Annotated in this window: 20 protein-coding genes; 11 read left to right on the top strand and 9 right to left on the bottom strand. The window is 71.6% G+C overall.

Translation table 11 applies throughout. From position 1 onward, the window contains the following. Positions 1-3 precede the first annotated feature (3 nt). From V6S02_RS16490 to V6S02_RS16450, 9 genes are all read right to left on the bottom strand, one after another. Positions 4-654 carry a 3-oxoacid CoA-transferase subunit B gene (locus V6S02_RS16490; protein ID WP_336401728.1) on the bottom strand — a complete coding sequence of 217 codons (651 nt, stop codon included), beginning with the start codon at positions 652-654 and terminating at the stop codon, positions 4-6. Then, positions 651-1,379, bottom strand: coding sequence for a 3-oxoacid CoA-transferase subunit A (locus V6S02_RS16485; RefSeq protein ID WP_141936552.1), 729 nt, complete (start codon positions 1,377-1,379; stop codon positions 651-653). The genes V6S02_RS16490 and V6S02_RS16485 overlap by 4 nt, the downstream gene beginning before the upstream one ends. A 256-nt stretch (positions 1,380-1,635) precedes the next feature. Beyond that, complete coding sequence (locus V6S02_RS16480) at positions 1,636-2,652, bottom strand: acyl-CoA thioesterase (RefSeq protein WP_336401727.1); 1,017 nt, start codon at positions 2,650-2,652, stop codon at positions 1,636-1,638. A 7-nt stretch (positions 2,653-2,659) separates the two neighbouring features. Beyond that, the gene (pcaC, locus tag V6S02_RS16475) at positions 2,660-3,061 is read right to left on the bottom strand and encodes a 4-carboxymuconolactone decarboxylase (protein WP_336401726.1); all 402 of its coding nucleotides are present in this window, start codon (positions 3,059-3,061) and stop codon (positions 2,660-2,662) included. Continuing rightward, positions 3,048-3,833 carry an alpha/beta fold hydrolase gene (locus V6S02_RS16470; RefSeq protein WP_336401724.1) on the bottom strand — a complete coding sequence of 262 codons (786 nt, stop codon included), beginning with the start codon at positions 3,831-3,833 and terminating at the stop codon, positions 3,048-3,050. The genes pcaC and V6S02_RS16470 overlap by 14 nt, the downstream gene beginning before the upstream one ends. Beyond that, entirely contained in the window at positions 3,830-5,197 is a 1,368-nt protein-coding gene (locus V6S02_RS16465; protein ID WP_336401723.1) for a lyase family protein, read from the bottom strand. The genes V6S02_RS16470 and V6S02_RS16465 overlap by 4 nt, the downstream gene beginning before the upstream one ends. Positions 5,198-5,216: 19 nt before the next feature. Next, entirely contained in the window at positions 5,217-5,798 is a 582-nt protein-coding gene (pcaG, locus tag V6S02_RS16460; RefSeq protein ID WP_336401722.1) for a protocatechuate 3,4-dioxygenase subunit alpha, read from the bottom strand. Next, positions 5,798-6,625 (bottom strand): protocatechuate 3,4-dioxygenase subunit beta, encoded by an 828-nt coding sequence (pcaH, locus tag V6S02_RS16455; protein ID WP_336401721.1) that lies wholly within the window; start codon positions 6,623-6,625, stop codon positions 5,798-5,800. Before pcaH ends, pcaG begins: the two co-directional genes overlap by 1 nt. An 88-nt stretch (positions 6,626-6,713) precedes the next feature. After that, the gene (locus V6S02_RS16450; RefSeq protein ID WP_336401720.1) at positions 6,714-7,499 is read right to left on the bottom strand and encodes an IclR family transcriptional regulator; all 786 of its coding nucleotides are present in this window, start codon (positions 7,497-7,499) and stop codon (positions 6,714-6,716) included. Between the two features lie 116 nt (positions 7,500-7,615). Between V6S02_RS16450 and V6S02_RS16445 the strand changes: the two genes are divergently transcribed. The 11 genes from V6S02_RS16445 to V6S02_RS16395 all read left to right on the top strand — a co-directional run bounded on the left by V6S02_RS16445 (position 7,616) and on the right by V6S02_RS16395 (position 18,791). Next, positions 7,616-8,071 carry a hypothetical protein gene (locus tag V6S02_RS16445; RefSeq protein ID WP_336401719.1) on the top strand — a complete coding sequence of 152 codons (456 nt, stop codon included), beginning with the start codon at positions 7,616-7,618 and terminating at the stop codon, positions 8,069-8,071. Positions 8,072-8,114: 43 nt separating this feature from the next. Then, positions 8,115-8,873: an IclR family transcriptional regulator gene (locus V6S02_RS16440; protein WP_336401718.1), complete on the top strand. Its 759-nt coding sequence runs from the start codon at positions 8,115-8,117 to the stop codon at positions 8,871-8,873. A gap of 114 nt (positions 8,874-8,987) precedes the next feature. After that, entirely contained in the window at positions 8,988-10,172 is a 1,185-nt protein-coding gene (locus V6S02_RS16435; protein WP_336401717.1) for a 4-hydroxybenzoate 3-monooxygenase, read from the top strand. A 202-nt stretch (positions 10,173-10,374) separates the two neighbouring features. Further along, positions 10,375-11,595, top strand: a complete 1,221-nt coding sequence (locus tag V6S02_RS16430; RefSeq protein ID WP_336401716.1) for an MFS transporter — start codon at positions 10,375-10,377, stop codon at positions 11,593-11,595. Between the two features lie 52 nt (positions 11,596-11,647). Next, positions 11,648-12,109 carry a MarR family winged helix-turn-helix transcriptional regulator gene (locus V6S02_RS16425; protein WP_336401715.1) on the top strand — a complete coding sequence of 154 codons (462 nt, stop codon included), beginning with the start codon at positions 11,648-11,650 and terminating at the stop codon, positions 12,107-12,109. A gap of 100 nt (positions 12,110-12,209) precedes the next feature. Then, on the top strand, positions 12,210-13,613 hold the full coding sequence (locus V6S02_RS16420; RefSeq protein ID WP_336401714.1) for an NAD(P)/FAD-dependent oxidoreductase: 1,404 nt from the start codon (positions 12,210-12,212) through the stop codon (positions 13,611-13,613). A gap of 74 nt (positions 13,614-13,687) precedes the next feature. Continuing rightward, positions 13,688-14,602 (top strand): SDR family oxidoreductase, encoded by a 915-nt coding sequence (locus tag V6S02_RS16415; RefSeq protein WP_336401713.1) that lies wholly within the window; start codon positions 13,688-13,690, stop codon positions 14,600-14,602. Between the two features lie 30 nt (positions 14,603-14,632). After that, entirely contained in the window at positions 14,633-15,517 is an 885-nt protein-coding gene (locus tag V6S02_RS16410) for an amidohydrolase family protein (protein ID WP_336401712.1), read from the top strand. Position 15,518: 1 nt separating this feature from the next. Further along, entirely contained in the window at positions 15,519-16,712 is a 1,194-nt protein-coding gene (locus V6S02_RS16405; protein ID WP_336401711.1) for an acyl-CoA dehydrogenase family protein, read from the top strand. A gap of 24 nt (positions 16,713-16,736) precedes the next feature. Then, positions 16,737-17,189, top strand: coding sequence for a MaoC family dehydratase (locus V6S02_RS16400; protein ID WP_141936525.1), 453 nt, complete (start codon positions 16,737-16,739; stop codon positions 17,187-17,189). Between the two features lie 48 nt (positions 17,190-17,237). Beyond that, positions 17,238-18,791, top strand: coding sequence for an acyl-CoA synthetase (locus V6S02_RS16395; RefSeq protein WP_336401710.1), 1,554 nt, complete (start codon positions 17,238-17,240; stop codon positions 18,789-18,791). Positions 18,792-18,851 lie beyond the last annotated feature (60 nt).

Here is an 18,851-nt window from a genome sequence, read left to right as displayed (position 1 = left end):
GGGTCAGTGTCCTTCCGCAGGGGCCAGGCTGAGGCCCGTGAGTTCTTCGAGCGAGGCGACGGTGTTGTCGCCGAAGGCCTCTCGCACCGTGAAGCCGCCCGGGGTCACGTCGAAGATGGCGTGGTCGGTGTAGACGCGGGTGACGCAGCCGACGCCGGTCAGCGGGTAGGTGCAGGCCGTGACGAGCTTGGACTCCCCGGTTTTGGTAAGCAGGTCGGTCATGACGAAGACGTCCTTCGCGCCGATGGCGAGGTCCATCGCCCCGCCGACGGCGGGGATCGCGCCGGGCGCCCCCGTCGACCAGTTCGCCAGGTCGCCGGTCTCGGAGACCTGGAACGCCCCGAGCACGCAGACATCCAGGTGTCCGCCGCGCATCATGCCGAAGGAGTCGGCGTGGTGGAAGTAGGCCGCGCCCGGGAGGGCGGTGACGGCCTGCTTGCCGGCGTTGATGAGGTCGGGGTCGACGGCGCCGGCCTCGGGGGCCGGCCCCATGCCCAGGAGCCCGTTCTCGGTGTGGAGGATGATCTCGAGGTCGGCGGGGAGGAAGTTCGCCACGAGCGTGGGGGCGCCGATGCCGAGGTTGACGTACGCGCCCTCGGGGATGTCGGCGGCGATGCGGCGGGCGAGGTCGCCGCGCGAGATGCGGGTGCTCATCGGACGGGCCGTCCTTCCAGGTCGACGCCGCCCACGAAGGCACCGTTGTTCAGCCAGGGGCGCTCGCCGACGGCGACGACGCGGTCGACGAAGATGCCGGGGGTCACCACCGTCTCGGGGTCGAGGCTTCCCAGCGGCACGATCTGGTCGACCTGGGCGATCGTCCGGGTCGCGGCTGTGGCCATGATCGGGCCGAAGTTCCGGGCCGTCTCGCGGAAGACGAGGTTGCCCCACCGGTCGCCCTTCAGCGCGCTGATCAGGGCGACGTCGGCCGTGATCGGATACTCCAGCACGTAGGCGCGTCCATCGATCTCGCGGGCCTCCTTGCCCTCGGCGAGCTCCGTGCCCACCCCGGTCGGCGAGAAGAAGGCGCCGATCCCGGCGCCGGCGGCGCGGATGCGCTCGGCGAGGTTGCCCTGCGGGACGAGCTCGAGCTCGATGTCGCCGTCGCGGTACAGGCCGTCGAAGACCCACGAGTCGCTCTGCCGGGGGAACGAGCAGATGATCTTGCGTACCCGCCGCTTGGCGAGGAGGGCCGCGAGCCCGACATCGCCGTTGCCGGCGTTGTTGTTGACGATCGTCAGGTCGGTCGCGCCCTGCGCGATAAGGGCGTCGATGAGCTCGACGGGCTGACCGGCACGGCCGAACCCGCCGATCATGACGGTCGCGCCGTCAGGGATGTCGGCGACGGCGTCTGCGACGCCCGCCACGGTCTTGTCGATCACACCGGCTCCTGCCTAACTCGCAAAATGTTCGCGATACGTACGCCTGTACGTATGGCGTACCTATGGTACGCGGAAAGGCCCGTCGGCGCGACCCTCCGTCACGGCGCGCGCCGCGGTCGTGTCCCCAACTCCTGCAGATCGGCGCCGATCGCGCCACAACCCGCCGCGGGGACCCGGGAGCGGGCCGTTCTGCAGGAATTGGGGACGGAAGTGCCCGGGTAACGCGGTGCCGCGCGGCGGGCGCGGCGCGGCGCGGTCAGTCCTGCAGCGTCAGCGCGGCGGGGATCGGCACGATGCGCTCGCGCTCGTGGATGAGTTCCACGGCGTGGCGCACGAGCCGCACATCCTCGGCGAGTTCGGGCTCCCACCGCGGAACCGGCCGGGCGCGGCCGTCGGTGCCGGGGTCGACGAAGACCATGATGCACTGCGTGGTGAGGGTCTTCTCAGCGGGGGTTCGGGGGTCGGCCGAGAGCACCCGCACGACGATGTGCATGCTGCGGGGGCCGGTGTAGATGAGGCGGGCGTCGAGCTCGACGAGGTGCCCGATGCGCACCGGCGCGAGGAAGTGGATGCCCCCGGAGTACACCGCGACGGCCTTGTCGGAAGACCACGCGGCCGCGCACGCGTAGGCGGCCTCATCGATCCAGCCCATCACCGTGCCGCCGTGCGCGGCGCCGCCGAAGTTCACCGCGCTCGGCGGCGCGAGGAAACGCATCTGCGACCGGGGCGCCGCGGTGTCTTCGGTGTAGACCTGGCCGAGCATGGCCTTCTTGATGGTGTCGCGGGCGGCGATCCGCGAGGTCGCGATCGCCCCGAGGGCCCGGTCGGCGTCGGTGCGCGGCGTCCACTCCGGCACCGACGCGGGGCGGCGGTCGTCATCGACGGCGACGAAGACGAGCATGCAGGTGGTCGCCGGTTCGTACTGACGGGATCGGATGTCCGCGGCCTCGACGGTCACGGCGACGTGGACGCTCGACCGGCCGGTGTGCACGACGCGGGCGTGCACGGCCACGAGCGATCCGGGCGCGATCGGGCGGGTGTGCTGCACGTTCCCGACGTACGCCGTGACGCAGTAGCGCCCGCTCCAGCCGACCGCGCAGGCGTAGCCCGCCTGGTCGATCCACTCCATCACGCTTCCCGCGGCGACGGTCAGGCCGCCGGCGGCGGCATCGTGGGGCAGCGCCAGAAAGCGCATCGTCACCCGATCGGCGGCGGCTGCGGCATCCGTCATCGGCGGTTCGGTGGTCTCGGTCGCCGGCGGCTCTGCGGTCATGCTCACATCATGGTGCGTCGACGTAGACCTCTGCAGCGATGCGGAACGCGGTGTTGGCCGCGGGCACCCCGCAGTACACCGCCGACTGCAGGATGACCTCGCGCACCTCGTCGACGGTGAGCCCGTTACGAAGGGCCGCCCGCAGGTGCATCGCCAGCTCCTCGTGGTGGCCGAGCGCGATGAGGGCGGTCAGCACCGCCACCGAGCGGGCGCGACGATCAAGGCCCGGGCGCGACCACACGTCGCCCCAGGCGACCCGGGTGATGAAGTCCTGGAAGTCCGCCGTCAGCGGAGACGTTCCCGCGATCGCGCGGTCGACGTGGGCGTCCGAGAGCACCTCGCGGCGCACCGCCATCCCTTGGTCGTAGCGCTCCTGGTCGGTCAGTCCTTCGCCGTCAGGCCGGGTCATCCGGTGTCCTCTCGATCTCGTCGACGAAGTCGGCGATCACGGCCGCGGTGGCGAACGGATCGTCGACGGGCGGCAGGTGCGCGGCCCGCGGGATGCCGGTGGCGCGACCGTGGGCGACGCCGTCGGCGATCTCGCGGGCGAGGCTCTCGGGGGTGACCTCGTCGTAAACGCCCCAGACCGCCAGCACGGGCACGGTGATCTCGCCCAGCCGGTCGCGCACGTCGTGCGCGGCGAGCGCCTCGCAGCAGCGGGCGTAGCTCTCGGCGTCGGCATCGCGCAGGGAGTGCAGGAGCCGCCCGGTGAGGTCGGGGTTCTCGGCGATCGTGTCGGGGGCGAACCACCGCCCGGCCGAGGCGATGATGAGCGACGACGTCGACTGGTGCCGCACCTGCGCGGCGCGCTCGTGCCATCCCTCGGCGGTGCCGATCTTCGCACCGGAGGCGATGATCGTCGCGGAGCGGACGAGGGAGGGATGCCGCAGGTCCAGCTCCAACCCGATGGCGCCCCCGAGCGACACCCCGGCGTAGTGGAAGGGCTCGTCGATTTCGGCGACGAGGGCGTCGGCGAGGTCGGCGACGGTGAACGGGTCGGTCGCCGCAGGAGAGGCGCCGTGGCCGGGGAGGTCGAAGGCGCGCACCCGGAACCGGGCCCGAAGGGCCGGAACGACCTGCTCCCACAGGATCGTCGAGGTGCCGAGGGAGTTGCCGAGGACGACGAGCGGGGCGCCCGGGGGGCCACCGGCGTCGGACAGGGTCAGCACAGGACGGTTCACGGGGAATCCTCCGCGAGATCGGGAGCGGACGGCGACGCGGCGACGGAGCGGTCGACGAAGGTGCCGGCGAGGCCGGTGTAGGCGGCGGGATCGAGGAGGGTCGCGACATCCGTCCCCTCGAGCTCGGGCAGGGAGCGCAGCAGAGAGCCGAGGTCATCGCCCCGTGCCGCGGCGGCGACGAGGTCGCGCACGCGTGCCGCGCCGATGAGGGGGGTGAGGGCGATCGAGAGGCGCTCCGAGACGAGGAGGCCGCCGGTCGTCGCGAGGTTGCCGGCGACGGCGGCGGCATCGACCCTCAGGCCGCCCGCCAGACGTGCGGCGTTGGCAGCCGCCCCGAGGGCGAGGCGGAGGAGGTCGCGCAGCGTCGGCCACTCGGCGTGCCACGCGCCGTCGGGGCGCTCGTCGGCGGCGAGCGCAGCGGCCAGGTGCAGCGTCGCCCCCAGCTGCGGAGCGCGAAGCGCCGCGGACCGGATGAGGACGGATGCTGCCGGGTTCTGCTTCTGCGGCATCGCCGACGATCCGCCGGCTGCACCCTCGGCGACCTCGCCGATCTCGGTGCGGCTGAGGGTGGCGACGTCGGTGGCGAGCTTTCCGACCGCATCGATCGCCTGCACGAGCGCGTCGCCGAGCTCGGTGATCGGCCAGCGCTCGGTGTGCCACGGCGCGTCGGGGGCCGCGAGGCCGAGCTCGGCGGCGTAGGCGTCGATGAGCTCGGTGGCGGCCTCGGGTGAACCGAGGTGCTCCGCGAACGCGGCGGCGGTGCCTGCTGCGCCGCCGAGCTGGACCGGAAGCGCGGCGCGCGCGTCGTCGAGCCGCGCCCGGGCGCGGTCGACCCCACGCAGCCAGCCCGCGACGCGGGCGCCGACCGTCGTCGGAACGGCGTGCTGGGTGAGCGTGCGGGCGGCGGCGACCTCATCACGGTGCGCACGTGCCAGATGCGCGAGGGACCGCGAGGTCGCCGCGAGGGAGCGGGCGACCTCGGCGGCGGCGTCTCGCGCGACGAGGACGAGTGCGGTATCGAGGATGTCCTGGCTCGTCGCCCCGCGGTGGATCCACACCGCCGCCCCGGCCGAGACCCGCGATCTCAGCGCGCCGACGAGCGGGATGACGGGGTTCCCGCCGGCGACCGATGCCGCGACGAGCTCACCGAGCGCGACGCCGTGGCCGCGGCATCCGCTCTGCTCGTCCTGCCAGCCGAAGATCGACGCCACCTCGGCGACGGCGCTTTTGGGCGCCGCGCCCACCCGGGCATAGGCGCGGGTGAGGGCGACCTCGGCCGTCACGAGGGCGTCGAGCACGGCGGCATCCGAGACCCCGGCGTCGTGACCGACGGACACGGGGCTCAGCAGGCCGACGTCGATCACTCCGGAGTCGTCAGACGTGTCAGGCGGGGGCGTCGGGGAAGGCAAGGAACACGGTCTCCTTCTCTCCCTGCAGCCGGATGTCGTGACGCAGATGGCCGTCGGGGGTGCGCGTCGCGATGAGCGTAGCGCGCTCGTCGGCGTCGAGTGACGACAGCAGCGGGTCGGCGGCGAGGAGCGCTTCGTCATCGGGCAGGTAGATGCGGGTGTGCAGTTTGTTCGGCAGGCCCCGGGCGTAGACGATCACCGCGAACAACGGTGCCTTGCCTGCCTCGGCCCCCGGATTGCGCGTCCAGAACTCGTAGTGGCCGTCGTCGGTCGTCGCCGAACGGCCGTACCCGGTGAAGGTGTGGCCGTCGCGGCGGAGCGCGCCGCGGGCGCGCGAGACGGTGCCGTCGCTGTCGGCCGACCAGACCTCGACGAGCGCGTCGGGGATCGGCGCGCCCGCGCCGTCGGTGACGGTGCCCGACAGCACGATCGCCCCCGGCGAGTGCGGGAAGACCACCTGATGCATGGCGTCGTAGGTCACGCCGTAGTGGAAGAACGGACCGACCGTCTGGCCGGCGGACGGGGTGAGGGTCTTCGGACCGGTGGGGCGGGGCATCAGTGCTCTTCCTCGTGCTCGAACCAGGTGGCGTCGGGGCCGTCCACGACGATGTCGAATCGGTAGCCCATCGAGAACTCCGGCACGGTGAGGTCGTGGTCGTAGATGCTGATCAGGGCATCGCGGTCGCGCTGGCGGCGGATGGTGTTGTAGATCGGATCGAGGGCGAACAGGGGGTCGCCCGGGAAGTACATCTGGGTGACGATGCGCTGCGTGAACGCGCTGCCGAACACCGAGAAGTGGATGTGCGCCGGGCGCCAGGCGTTGGTGTGGTTCTTCCAGGGGTAGGGCCCGGGCTTGATCGTGGTGAAGAGGTACTCGCCCTCATCGTTCGTCACCGTGCGTCCGGCACCGGTGAAGTTCGGGTCGAGCGGGGCCGGGTGCTGGTCGCGCTGGTGGATGTATCGCCCGGCGGCATTGGCCTGCCAGATCTCGATCAGCTGATTCGCGATCGGGCGACCCCACGAGTCCAGCAGGCGACCGCGGACGGTGATGCGCTCCCCCATCGGCTCGCCCGAGTGCTGCAGCGTGAGGTCGGACTCGATCGCGGCCACGTCACGCTGGCCGAACGCCGGGGAGAGCAGCTCGATCGTCTCGGGGTCGACGAGCTTGGGGTTCTTCGTCGGATGACGCAGGATGCTCGAACGGTAGGGCGGAAAATCCCACATCGTGGCGGGAAGCACCTCGCCTGCGGCCTCGCGCCGGTCGTACTCGGCGTGGAGATCGCGGATCTCCTGGGTGATCTCGGCTTGGCTCACCTGCACCGGGGTCGCAAGCAGCGATTCGGGGGCGGCGGGTGGCGTGGGCGCCTGGTCCGCGAGTGTCATCGGCGGTCTCCTTCGACGGGTCCGGGTGCGTCCAGGGTGACACCGCGCGGCCACGGGAGCGGTCGAGGCTCCCGGTGAGTGGGAGGAGTCAGCGGAGGTCGTCGGCCAGTTCGCGGGCGGTCTGGATCACCAGCGGACCGAGGCGCCGCTCGTCGGCGCGCTCGAGGTGCACGACGAGTCCGATCGCCGCGGGCGGCAGACCGTCGAGGCGTGGGAGGGGCGCCGCGACCGACACGTTTCCGAGCGTCATCTCCTCCCGCGTCGTGGCGAAGCCCCGCGCGCGAGCGCGGGAGAGGTCGGCCCGCAGGGCGTTCTCGTCGGTGAGCGAGTGGACGGTCTCGCGCTCGAGCGGAGCGGTGAAGTAGCGCGCCAGCCACGCGTCATCCCTCGTCATCAGCAGCGCCTTGCCGACACCGGTGGTGTGCAGCGGCCCGCGGCCGCCCATACGGCTGAGGGTCGGGATCGAATGGCGCCCGGTGACCCGGCCGACGTAGAGCGCCGCCGAGCCTTCCGGGTTCGGGCCGTCGAGCACGGCGAGATGCACGTTCTCGCCGGTGGCCTCGTAGAGGCGCAGCATGTGCGGAAGGGCCGTCTCGCGCAGCCTCAGGGCGAGGGGCGAGAGTTCGCCGAGCTCCCACAGCCGCGGCCCGATCGCGTAGCGACGGTCGGGAAGCCGCACGAGGAGACCCTGATCGACGAGGCGGGCGAGCAGCCGGTGCAGGGTGGAGGACGACAGGGTCGCGCGGGAGCCGAGCTCGGCGGCCGTGAGCGCCGGCTGATCCTCCGTGAAGGCGCCGAAGACGCGCAGCGCGCGATCGAGCAGGCCCTCCCCCGAGGGGGCTCGGTCGTCCCGCTGTTCGGCATCTTCGCGCACCCATCCGACATTACGGTCCCCGCAACCACTCCTGCACAGGCGCCCCGGCGAGGCGGGCTGTCCCCAGATGCAGCGGCGGGCCTCGAGCGCATCACCCGATCGGCCAGCGTGGGGGCATGACGACGATGGATCCCCGCCTCGACCACGACCGCGTGCTCCGCCACGACAGCGACCTGGAGGAGGTGCTCGAACTGCTCCTGGACCGGGCACTGAACCCCCGGCAGATGTGGTTGCTGTTCCTGGATGCCGACCTGCGTCTGACCGGTCCGATCATGCCCTGCGACGACTACCCGCTCGATCCGTACGGAGAGTTCGAGACCACCGACCTCGGAGTCGCCCCCTTCGCCGAGGTGCTGGCGGTACGGATGCGAGGGATGCTCTCGGCGATCGACGCCGCCCAGGTGGTGATCGTCTGGGAGCGCCCGGGCTCACGGGAATTCACCACCGACGAGCGCGCGTGGGCCGGGGCGATGGCCGCCGAGTGCGGGGCGGAGGGCGTCGACCTCCGCGCCCAATTCGTGCTTCACGACGGGGGCCTTCGGCAGCTGACCGCCGACGACCACCTCGAGTGAGGGCGAACGCCGTGAAGGGGGGCGCCCGTGAGATGGTGTCACCATGGCCAACTCGCCCTCCGGCGACTCGGGTCTGGACCGCCTGGTGCGGGTGCTCGAGACCTTCGACGCCGACCGCACGCTGCAGACGGCGTCGGAGATCGGGCGCCGCGCGGGCCTTCCGCCCTCGACCGCGCACCGTCTCGTCGGCGACCTCGTCGCCGCGGGGCTGCTCGAGCGCGACGAGGATCATCGGGTGCGCCTGGGCCTGCGGCTGTGGGAGCTCGCCGAACGCGGGTCGCTCGCTCTGCGCCTGCGCCAAGCCGCCCTCCCGCACATGGAGAGGGTGCAGGCGCGGGTGCGCGAGCACACCCAGCTCGCCGTGCTGGAGCAGGGCGAGGCGCTGTTCCTCGAACGCCTCAGCCACCCGCAGGCGGGAGCAAACATCACCCGCGTCGCGGGGCGGCTCCCGCTGCACGCCTCCTCATCGGGTCTCGTGCTCCTCGCCTTCGCCGATCAGGCGGTGCAGGAGCGCGTGCTGTCGAGCCCGCTGACCGCCCTCGCTCCGGAGACGGTGACGGATGCCGCGGAGCTCCGGCGCCTCCTCGCCCGGATCCGCCGCGAGCGCTTCGTCGTCGCCGCCGGCACGGTCGAGGCGGTGTCGACGGGCGTGGCCGTGCCGATCCGCGAGGGCCGGACGGGACCGGTCGTCGCGGCGCTCTCGGTCGTCCTCCCCCGCGACGCGCCCACCGCCGGGGCGCTCGACGAGCTGCGGTCGGCGGCGGCGGGAGTCGAGCGCGCGTTGCGATCCAGTTCTCATTGAACGGGAGATGCCGGATGCTGCGCGAGCGGCGCCCGGCACACTGGTCGCACGGGCGCCAAAACGCCGCGCACCGACATCCGTCGCCGTGCACCGACATCCGTCGAAGGAGACGTCATGACCCGCATCCGCACCCGCGTCGCGATCGTGGGCGCCGGGCCCGCCGGCCTGCTGCTGTCGCACCTGCTCGCCAAGGCCGGTATCGAGTCGGTGGTCATCGACCAGCGCACGCGCGAGGAGATCGAGACGACCATCCGCGCGGGCATCCTCGAACAGGGGACCGTCGACATCCTCGAATCCAGCGGCGCGTCCTCGCGGGTGCGCACCGTCGGCAACCGCCACGACGGAATCGAGCTGCGCTTCGAGGGCGATGGGCACCGCATCGACTTCCCGTCGGTCACGGGCCGCGCGGTGTGGCTGTACCCGCAGCACGAGGTACTGAAGGACCTGGTGGCGGTGCGCCTCGCCGAAGGACAGGACCTGCGCCTCGGGGTCACCGCCGAGCGGGTCGAAGACGCCGAGACGGATCATCCCCGCGTCATCGCCGTCGATGCCGACGGTCAGCGGCTCGAGATCGAAGCCGACTTCGTCGTGGGCTCCGACGGCTCCCGCAGCGTGGTGCGCCCCGCTGTCACCGGATCGGCGACCGGCGGCTACTTCCGCGAGTACCCGTTCGCGTGGTTCGGAATCCTCTGCGAGGCATCGCCGAGCTCGGAGGAGCTGATCTACTCCAACTCCCCCGACGGCTTCGCCCTGATCAGCCAGCGGAACGCCACCGTGCAGCGGATGTACTTCCAGTGCGACCCCGAGGTCGACCCCGCCTCCTACAGCGAGGAGCAGCTCTGGCACGAGCTCCAGGTGCGGGTGCCCGGGACGACCCTGAACCAGGGTCCGATCTTTCAGCGCGACGTGTTGCGGTTCCGCAGTTTCGTCGCCCACGAGCTGCTGCGAGGCCGGGTCGCCCTCATCGGCGACGCCGCCCACACCGTGCCGCCGACGGGGGCGAAGGGGATGAACCTCGCCGTCGCCGATGTGATCGTTCTCGAGCGGGCGCTGCGCGCGCTGCTGCTCGAGAACGACGTGCGACTCCTCGAGGCCTTCCCCGAGACGGCGCTCGCCCGCATCTGGAAGGCTCAGCACTTCTCGTGGTGGATGACGAGCATGCTCCACGTCGCCCCCGACGCCAGCGACTTCGACCGGCGGCGGCAGATCGGCGAACTGCGCTCCGTCGTCGAGTCCGAGGCGGGCAAGACCTACCTGGCGGAGGCCTACACCGGCTGGCCGCTGCCGCAGGCGGGCTGAGCCGTCGCCGGGCCGCGCGGCATCCGGCGGTGATGGCCGCATCCCGCCCAGGCTCGCGCGGGAGGGAGTGCACCCTCGCGGGGAGGGAGTGCACCCTCGCGGGGAGCCGGTGCACCTTCGCGGGGAGGGAGTGCACCCTCGCGGTCCCGGTGAGTGAGCGGCGGGGCCGACCGGGCGCGGGGCTGGGCTAGGTTCGGTGCTCATGACCTCACCGGCGCGGGCCACGGCGGGCAGCACATCGCGCACGACGCGGCTCACCGTCATCCTGGTCGTCGCGGTGTGCCTGGTGGCGGCCAACATGCGCCCGACGATCACCGCGCTCGGCCCGGTGATCGACCAGATCGGCGCCGACACCGGCCTCTCGATCGCCGCGCTGGGCGTGCTCGCCGCGGTGCCCCTCGCCGCCTGGGCGCTGTTCTCGCCCCTCGCGCACGAGGTCGCGCGGCGCTTCGGCCTCGGCGGCGCGATCCTCGGGGCACTCGGGCTGCTGCTCGCCGGCGCCGTCGTCCGATCGCTTCCGGGTCCCGTCGCTCTGCTGTGGATCGGCACGGCCCTCATCGGCATGGCGCTCGCCGTCGTGAACGTCCTCATGCCTGCGGTGGTCAAGCGCGACTTCCCCGCCCGCGTTCCGCTGATGATGGCGGTCTACACCGCGCTCCTCGGCGGCTTCGGCGCCCTCGCGTCGGGTGTCGTCGTGCCGCTGTCACACCTGTCGACCGCCGGCGGCGAGCTCGGCTGGCGGTGGGCACTGGTGCTCGTCGGCGGCGTGCTCATCCCCCCGGCGATCGCAGGCTGGGCCGCGGCATCGCGGCGGAAGGGCGCGGATGCCACGGCGCGGCCGCCCCGGCGGAGCACCGGGATCTGGCGCGACCGGGTCGCCTGGCTCGTCGCGGCCTACATGGGACTGCAGTCGGCGATGTTCTACATGAGTGTCACCTGGTTCGCCGCGATCTCGGTCTCAACGGGGCGGAGCGAAGTCGCCGCGGGCGTCGACGTGATGCTCTACCAGCTCTTCTCCACCGCCGGGGCCCTGGTGCTCCCGCTGCTGCTGCGCGGCCGATTCGAGCGCTGGGCCCCGGCGGCCGTGCCGGTGCTCGCCGTGGTCGGCACCGTCGGGCTCATGGCCGCGCCCGACCTCATCACCGGCTGGGTGGTGCTCATCGGACTGTCGTCGGGGGCGTCGCTCGGCATGTCGCTGACGCTCATGGCGGTGCGCGCCCGCGACCACGTCGCCTCGTCTGCGCTGTCGGGGATGGCGCAGTCGGTCGGATACCTCGTCGCCGCAGCCGGACCGATCGTGTTCGGCGCGCTGTACTCCGCGACGGGGTCGTGGCTGTGGCCGCTCGCTCTGCTGCTGCTCGTCCTCGTCGGTCAGAGCGTGGTGGGCGTCTTCGCGGGACGCCCGCGATTCGTGCGGGGGTGAACCCGGCACGAATCGTTGGGAAACTCAACGATTCGGCGCTACGATCGGCGGCATGCCGACAACGGACGATGCCACCGCGACCGCCGGGCTTGCGGCATCCGTCCTCGGCGACGACCTCAGCTTCCTCCTCGCCCGGGCCAACGCCCTATCGTTGAGCGCCGGTAACGCCGCCCTCGCCGCCCACGATCTGAAGGCCCGCTCGTACGCCGTGCTCGTGGCGGCCTGCGCCACCCCGCCGCCGTCGCAGCGTGAGCTGGCCGACTTCCTGCGCCTGGATCCCAGCCAGGTAGTGGCCCTCATCGACCAGCTGGAGCAGCGGGGCCTCGTCGAGCGCCGCGCCGACCCCAACGACCGGCGCGCGAACGCCGTGGTCGCCACCGTCGCCGGTCAGGAGCTCGCCCGCGACGCGCAGCAGACCGCCCGCCGAGCGGAGGAAGCGGTGCACGGCGACCTCGACGCCGACGAGCGCCGCATCCTCATGGCCCTCCTCCGCCGTCTCGCGTTCGCCTCCTGACCGGACACGTTCCCCCGACTCGACCCGCGGCACTGGCGAATCGCGCCGCCGATGTGCACAGTGGTGCTGAGCGGCCTTCGCCACGCTCGAGGAGGACCCGATGCACACCACCGTCTTCGAACGCCGCCCACCCGCGGCCTCGGTGATCGATCATGCGCTGAGCGCGACCCGCCACAGCGTGTTCTGGCTCGACGACATCACCCCGCCCTCGTACCCGCGACTGGTCGGCACGCACCTCGCCGACCTCGTCGTGGTCGGCGCCGGCTACGCGGGGCTGTGGACGGCGCTGCGCGCCAAGGAACGCGATCCGGCACGGCGGGTGATCGTCGTCGAGGCCCGTACCGTCGGCTGGGCGGCCTCCGGCCGCAACGGCGGCTTCTGCGAGGCGAGCCTCACCCACGGCCACGACAACGGCGCCACCCGCTGGCCCGACGAGATCGACCGCCTCGACGAACTGGGGCGCGAGAACCTCGATGCCATCGGCGAGACCGTCACCCGCTACGGCATGGATGCCGAGTTCGAGCGCACGGGCACCCTCTCGGTCGCCGTCGAACCCCACCAGATCGAATGGCTGGCCGAGGAGGAGGGGTTCCTGGATGCCGCGGCCACCCGCGCCCTCGTCGACTCCCCCACCTATCTCGCCGGCGCCTGGGAGCGCGAGGAGACCGCGCTCGTCCACCCCGGCAAGCTCGCCGCCGAGCTCGCGCGGGTGGCCGTGGAGGCGGGGGTGGAGATCTTCGAGCACTCCCGGGTGGTCGACATCGATTCCGAGGCCGGAAGCCGGCCGATCGTCCGCACCTCCGACGGCGCCGTCCGGGCCGCCAAGGTGGCGCTCGCGACGAACGTCTTCCCGTCACTGCTGACCCGCACGCGGCTCTACACGGTGCCGGTCTACGACTACGTCCTCATGACCGAGCCGCTCACCGCGCAGCAGAAGGCCGCCATCGGGTGGGAGGGGCGCCAGGGCATCGCCGACCTCGCCAACCAGTTCCACTACTACCGGCTCACGCGCGATGACCGCATCCTCTTCGGCGGATACGACGCGATCTACCACTACGGCCGCAAGGTGCGTCCCGCCTACGAGGAGCGCGCCTCGAGCTACCGCACCCTGGCGTCGCACTTCTTCACCACCTTCCCGCAGCTCGAGGGGCTCCGCTTCTCCCACCGCTGGTCGGGCCCCATCGACACGTGTTCCCGGTTCTGCGCCTTCTACGGCGTCGCTCGTGGCGGCACCGTCGCCTATGCGGCCGGCTTCACAGGACTCGGGGTCGGCGCCACGCGGTTCGCCGCCGACGTCATGCTCGACCTGCTGGCCGGGACGCCCACCGAGCGCACCGAGCTGAAGATGGTCAAGGACAAGCCCATCCCCTTCCTGCCCGAGCCGGTGGCTGCCCTCGGGGTCACCCTCACCAAGTGGTCACTCGATCGCGCCGACCACAACCAGGGTCGGCGGAACGTCCTGCTGCGTACGCTCGACGCGGTCGGGATGGGGTTCGACTCCTGAGGCAGCCCCGCGCCTGAATAGTTGACAACTTCAATCATCGTCCGATTCAATGGGCGATGACCGAAGGAGCTGTCATGTCACTCGAAGGCAAAGTCGCCGTCGTCACCGGTTCGGGCCGCGGCCTGGGCCTGGCCTACGCCCAGGAACTCGCGCGGCAGGGCGCCTCGGTCGTCATCAACGACGTCGACGTCGCAACCGCCGATGCGGCCGTGAAGACCATCACCGACGCCGGGGGATCCGCCGTCGCCGTGGTCGCCCCGGTCGGCCCGACCGAGACCGCTGAGCAGCTCGTCCAGACGGCCGTCGACACCTTCGGGCGCCTCGACATCCTCGTCACCAACGCCGGTGTGCTTCGCGACACCGTGCTGTGGAAGATGAGCGACGACGACTTCGACACCGTCATCGATGTGCACCTCCGCGGCACCTTCACCTGCGTCCGCGCCGCGGCGACCTACATGCGTGCGAACGAGATCGCGGGGCGGATCGTCTGCATCGGCTCCCCCACCGGTCAGCGCGGCAACTTCGGCCAGACCAACTACGCCGCCGCCAAGGCCGGCATCGTCGGGATGGTGCGCACCTGGGCGCTGGAGCTGAAGAAGGCCGGCATCACCACGAACGCGGTGATCCCGGTCGCGGCGACCGCAATGACGGCGACCGTGCCCTACTTCGCCGCCGCCGTCGAGGCCGAGGAGAAGGGCGAGTCGATGCCGGCGTTCTTCCGCCACGACCTCGGATTCGGCACCTCCGACGACGTCGCGGGGCTCATCGCCTTCCTCGCCTCCGACGCCGCAGCCGGCATCTCGGGCCAGGCGATCGGCATCGGCGGCGACCGCCTGCAGCTGTGGTCGCACCCCGAGGCTGTCGCGACCGCCTACCGCGAGGGGGGCTGGACCTATGACGCGCTGATCGAGGGCTTCGGCGACGCCGTCGGCGACCTGCAGACGGTCGGCGAGACGTTCCCGCCGCTTCCCGAGGATCTGCAGCGCTGACCCGCGCGACACGATGACTCCGACGCAGCCATGACCCGGTACGAGCCCGCGATCGACGTCGATGCGATCACCGCCGTCGACGTCCACGTGCACATCGAGGTCGACGGGCACGGACACCACTCCCTGCCCGACGACCTCGTCGCCGCCGCATCCCGGTACTTCTCGGCCGACGGCCCCCGCCCCGACCTCGACTCCGTCGCGGACTACTACCGCGAACGGAGGACGGCCGCCGTGGTGTTCACCGTCGACGCCGAGCACACGCTCGGGCATCCGCCGATCTCCAGCGCCGAGGTCGCCGCGGGCGCCGCCCGCCACAACGACGTCCTCATCCCGTTCGGCTCGGTCGATCCGCACCGCTCCGACGCCGCCGACCGCATGCGCGCCCTCATCGACGACTCCGGGGTGCGCGGGTTCAAGTTCCACCCGACGGTGCAGGGGTTCGACCCCTCGGATGAGCGCTGTTATCCGCTCTACGCGATCCTGCAGGATGCCGGTGTCGTCGCCCTCTTCCACACCGGCCAGACCGGCATCGGTGCGGGTCTTCCGGGCGGTCGCGGCATGCGCCTCGGCCTGTCCAACCCGATGCTCCTCGACCCCGTCGCCGCCGACTTCCCCGACCTGCAGATCATCATGGCCCACCCCTCCGTGCCCTGGCAGGACGAGGCGCTGTCGGTGGCGACCCACAAGCACAACACCTGGATCGACCTGTCGGGGTGGAGCCCGAAGTACTTCCCCGACTCGCTGGTGCGCGCGGCGAACTCCTACCTGAAGAAGCGCGTGCTGTTCGGGTCGGACTTCCCCCTGCTCACCCCCGATCGCTGGCAGCGCGACGTGGCCGAGACGGCGCTCAAGCCCGAGGTGATGCCCGGCATCCTGAAGGACAACGCCGTGCGGCTGCTCGGCCTCGGACGCTGACATGCCCGCGCTCGAAGCGGACGAGGTGTTCGGGTTCGATCCGTACGCGATCGCCGCGCGGCACCTGAGCCCGGCCGCGCGAGAAGCGCTCACGCGCCTCCAGTCGACGCTCGAGCGCGAGGTGCGTCCGCTCCTCGCCGACGCGTGGGAGCGGGCGGTGATGCCCGCGGCGATCCTGCAGGCGCTGATCCCGCTCGATCTCATGCAGCCGCCGGGGATGGATGCCGCCGAGGCGCGCTCGACGATGTTCTCCGGCTTCCGCAACTACGTCCTCGCCCGCACCGACGTGTCGGTCGCGACCCTGTACAACGCCCAGTCGGGGCTCTTCCGCTCGGCCGTGGCGCTCGGGGGCTCCCCCGAGCAGGCGGCGGAGCTCGATCCGCGCGTGCGGAGCTTCGACGTCACCGGCGTGTTCGCCCTCACCGAGCCCGACCACGGCTCCGACATCGCCGGGGGCCTGTCGACCACCGCGCGCCGGGACGGCGACGCCTGGGTGATCGACGGTGCGAAGACCTGGATCGGCGGGGCCGCGGCATCCGACCTCCTGGTGGTCTTCGCCCGCGACGTCGCCGACGCCGCCGTCAAAGCCTTCCTCGTGCCGACCGATGCGCCCGGGGTCAGCATGGCCCCGATCACCGGCAAGGTCTCGCTCCGGCCGATGCAGAACGCCCTCATCACGCTCGACGGCGTGCGCGTGGGAGAGACCGATCGACTCCACCGCGTCGACGGCTGGCGCGACGTCGCCCGGATCCTTCGGGCCATGAGATCGGATGTCGCCTGGATCGCCGCCGGCCTCCAGGCCGGCGCGCTCGACGCCGCCGTCCGCTACACGCGGGAGCGGCGCCAGTTCGATCGGCCGCTCGGCGGATTCCAGCTCGTGCAGGACAAGCTCGCCCGCATGCTCGGCAACGCCGTCGCCTCCCTCTCCCTCGTCGTGGAGCTGTCGCTCCACCAGGACGCCTCGGGCGTCTTCGCCGACGAGAACTCGGCGCTGGCGAAGATGCAGACCGCGCGCCTGGCACGCGAGACCGCCGCCCTCGGCCGCGAGGTGCTCGGCGGCAACGGCATCCTGCTCGCACACGACGTCGCGCGGTTCTTCACCGATGCCGAGGCCGTGTACTCCTACGAGGGCACGCACGAGATCAACGCCCTCATCGTCGGGCGCGCACTTACCGGCACCTCGGCCTTCACCTGATCCATCCACCGAAGGAGACATCCCATGACCACCACCGTCAGCTACGACGACGTCGCGGGCCTGGCCGGCACCGACCTCGGCTACACCGACTGGCTCGAGGTCACCCAGGACCGGGTGAATCTCTTCGCCGACGCCACCGACGACCACCAGTGGATCCACGTCGACCCCGCCCGCGCCGCGGAGGGCCCGTTCGGCGCGCCGATCGCGCACGGCTTCCTCTCGCTGTCGCTGACGGTGAAGTTCTGGTCGGAGCTGTTCGACGTGACCGGCGTCAGCACCCGCGTCAACTACGGCCTCGACAAGGTGCGCTTCGTCTCGCCGGTGAAGGTCGGCGCGCGCGTGCGCATGACCGCCGTCATCGCCGAGGTCACCGAGGTGCGGGGCGGCTACCAGTTCGCCGTCGACCAGACGATCGAGATCGACGGCGCCGAGAAGCCCGCCGTCGTCGCGCGGGGCCTGTACCGCTTCTACGCCTGAGCGCCGTCCGGCGGCGAGTCCCGGCATCCGACTTCGAAGGAGAAGTGCATGCACAACCACGGCATCGGGGCGTGGGCGGCGACGCGTCGCCGCAAGAGCCCCGACAAGGTGGCGATCGTCGCCGGAGATGTGCAGGTGACCTACCGGCAGTTCGCCGATCAGGTCGACCGCATCTCGTCGGTGCTCCGTCATCGCGGGCTCGGTCGCGGCGACGCGGTGGCCTACATCGGTGAGAACTGCCCCGAGTTCCTCGAGGTGATGTTCGCCGCGGCGCAGCTGGGTGCCGTGTTCGTGCCGGTGAACACCCGGCTCGCCCCGCCCGAGGTCGCCCATGTGCTGGCCGATTCGGGAGCGCGTGTGGTGATCGTCGACCCGGCGCTCCGCGAGCGCGCGCAGCCGGGGATCGAGCAGGCCCGCATCTCAGACGTCATCCCGACCGGCGAGGGTGACGCGCAGCATCCGGGCTTGGATCTGCTCATCCGGGGCGCATCCGGCGGCCACGCCGACGAGAAGGTGGGCCCCGACGACGTGGCGCCCGATCACCCGGTGGCGATCATCTACACCTCCGGCACGACGGGGAAGGCCAAGGGCGCGGTGCTCACCCACGGCAACCTCACGTGGGTGGCGCTGAACTGCATCATCGACTACGACGTGGTCTCGACCGACATCGCGCTGATGATCTCGCCGCTCTTCCACGTCGCGTCGCTCGGGATGGGTGCGTTGCCGGTGTTCCTCAAGGGCGGCACGCTGGTGCTCGAGAAGGGCTTCGATCCGGGCCGGGCGCTCGCCCTCATCGCGCAGCACCGGGTGACGATGCTGAGCGGTGTCCCCACCACCTATCAGCTGATGGCCGATCATCGCGATTGGGCCGGCACCGATCTGTCGAGCCTGCGAAAGCTCACCTGTGGCGGCTCGGCCGTTCCCACCCGCATCCTCAATGCTTACGAAGAGCGCGGGATGTCGTTCTCGCAGGGGTACGGCATGACCGAGACCTCGCCGGGGGCGACCTCGCTCTCGCCCGAGAAGACACGCGAGAAGCAGGGGAGCGTGGGGCTGCCGCACTTCTTCACCGAGGTGCGGATCGCCGACGAGTCGGGGGCGATGGTGCCGCGCGGCACCGTGGGTGAGATCGAGATCTCAGGACCGAACGTCTTCGCGGGCTACCTGAACCTGCCGGATGCCACCGCCGCAGCGTTCACCGCCGACGGCTGGTTCCGCTCCGGCGACCTCGGCTACCTCGACGCCGACGGATACCTCTTCATCGCCGATCGGCTGAAGGACATGATCATCTCGGGGGGTGAGAACATCTACCCCGCCGAGGTCGAGAACCTCATCAGCGACGTCGCCGGCGTGACGGGAGTCGCCGTGATCGGCGTGCCCGACGAGCGCTGGGGCGAGGTGCCGTGGGCGATCGTCACCGTGGCACCGGGAACAGAGGTGTCGCTCGACGACGTCCGCGCCCACCTCGAGGGGCGGATCGCGCGGTACAAGATCCCGAAGAACGTCGTGATGGTCGACGAGCTCCCCCGCACCGCGTCGGGGAAAGTGCGCAAGGCCGAGCTTCGTGCGCGGTTCGGCGGGGAGGGGACGCCCGCACGCTGAATCCACGTCGCGGACGACGTCGCCGCCGCCCGCGCCGTCACGCTCCTCTTGAACCCGCCT

This window comes from Microbacterium sp. CCNWLW134, assembly GCF_037083565.1.
Taxonomy (GTDB): domain Bacteria; phylum Actinomycetota; class Actinomycetes; order Actinomycetales; family Microbacteriaceae; genus Microbacterium.
Note: the sequence above shows the minus strand (reverse complement) of the source record. Positions and strands in the feature narration are given on the sequence as shown.

Coding starts and splice junctions, on each gene's coding strand:
- V6S02_RS16425 (WP_336401715.1), top strand. CDS start 11,648: ATGCCGACAACGGACGATGCCACCGCGACCGCCGGGCTTGCGGCATCC.
- V6S02_RS16400 (WP_141936525.1), top strand. CDS start 16,737: ATGACCACCACCGTCAGCTACGACGACGTCGCGGGCCTGGCCGGCACC.
- V6S02_RS16445 (WP_336401719.1), top strand. CDS start 7,616: ATGACGACGATGGATCCCCGCCTCGACCACGACCGCGTGCTCCGCCAC.
- V6S02_RS16415 (WP_336401713.1), top strand. CDS start 13,688: ATGTCACTCGAAGGCAAAGTCGCCGTCGTCACCGGTTCGGGCCGCGGC.
- V6S02_RS16430 (WP_336401716.1), top strand. CDS start 10,375: ATGACCTCACCGGCGCGGGCCACGGCGGGCAGCACATCGCGCACGACG.
- V6S02_RS16395 (WP_336401710.1), top strand. CDS start 17,238: ATGCACAACCACGGCATCGGGGCGTGGGCGGCGACGCGTCGCCGCAAG.
- pcaG (WP_336401722.1), bottom strand. CDS start 5,798: ATGCCCCGCCCCACCGGTCCGAAGACCCTCACCCCGTCCGCCGGCCAG.
- V6S02_RS16420 (WP_336401714.1), top strand. CDS start 12,210: ATGCACACCACCGTCTTCGAACGCCGCCCACCCGCGGCCTCGGTGATC.
- pcaC (WP_336401726.1), bottom strand. CDS start 3,061: ATGACCCGGCCTGACGGCGAAGGACTGACCGACCAGGAGCGCTACGAC.
- V6S02_RS16435 (WP_336401717.1), top strand. CDS start 8,988: ATGACCCGCATCCGCACCCGCGTCGCGATCGTGGGCGCCGGGCCCGCC.
- V6S02_RS16405 (WP_336401711.1), top strand. CDS start 15,519: ATGCCCGCGCTCGAAGCGGACGAGGTGTTCGGGTTCGATCCGTACGCG.
- V6S02_RS16490 (WP_336401728.1), bottom strand. CDS start 654: ATGAGCACCCGCATCTCGCGCGGCGACCTCGCCCGCCGCATCGCCGCC.
- V6S02_RS16440 (WP_336401718.1), top strand. CDS start 8,115: ATGGCCAACTCGCCCTCCGGCGACTCGGGTCTGGACCGCCTGGTGCGG.
- V6S02_RS16410 (WP_336401712.1), top strand. CDS start 14,633: ATGACCCGGTACGAGCCCGCGATCGACGTCGATGCGATCACCGCCGTC.
- V6S02_RS16480 (WP_336401727.1), bottom strand. CDS start 2,652: ATGACCGCAGAGCCGCCGGCGACCGAGACCACCGAACCGCCGATGACG.
- pcaH (WP_336401721.1), bottom strand. CDS start 6,625: ATGACACTCGCGGACCAGGCGCCCACGCCACCCGCCGCCCCCGAATCG.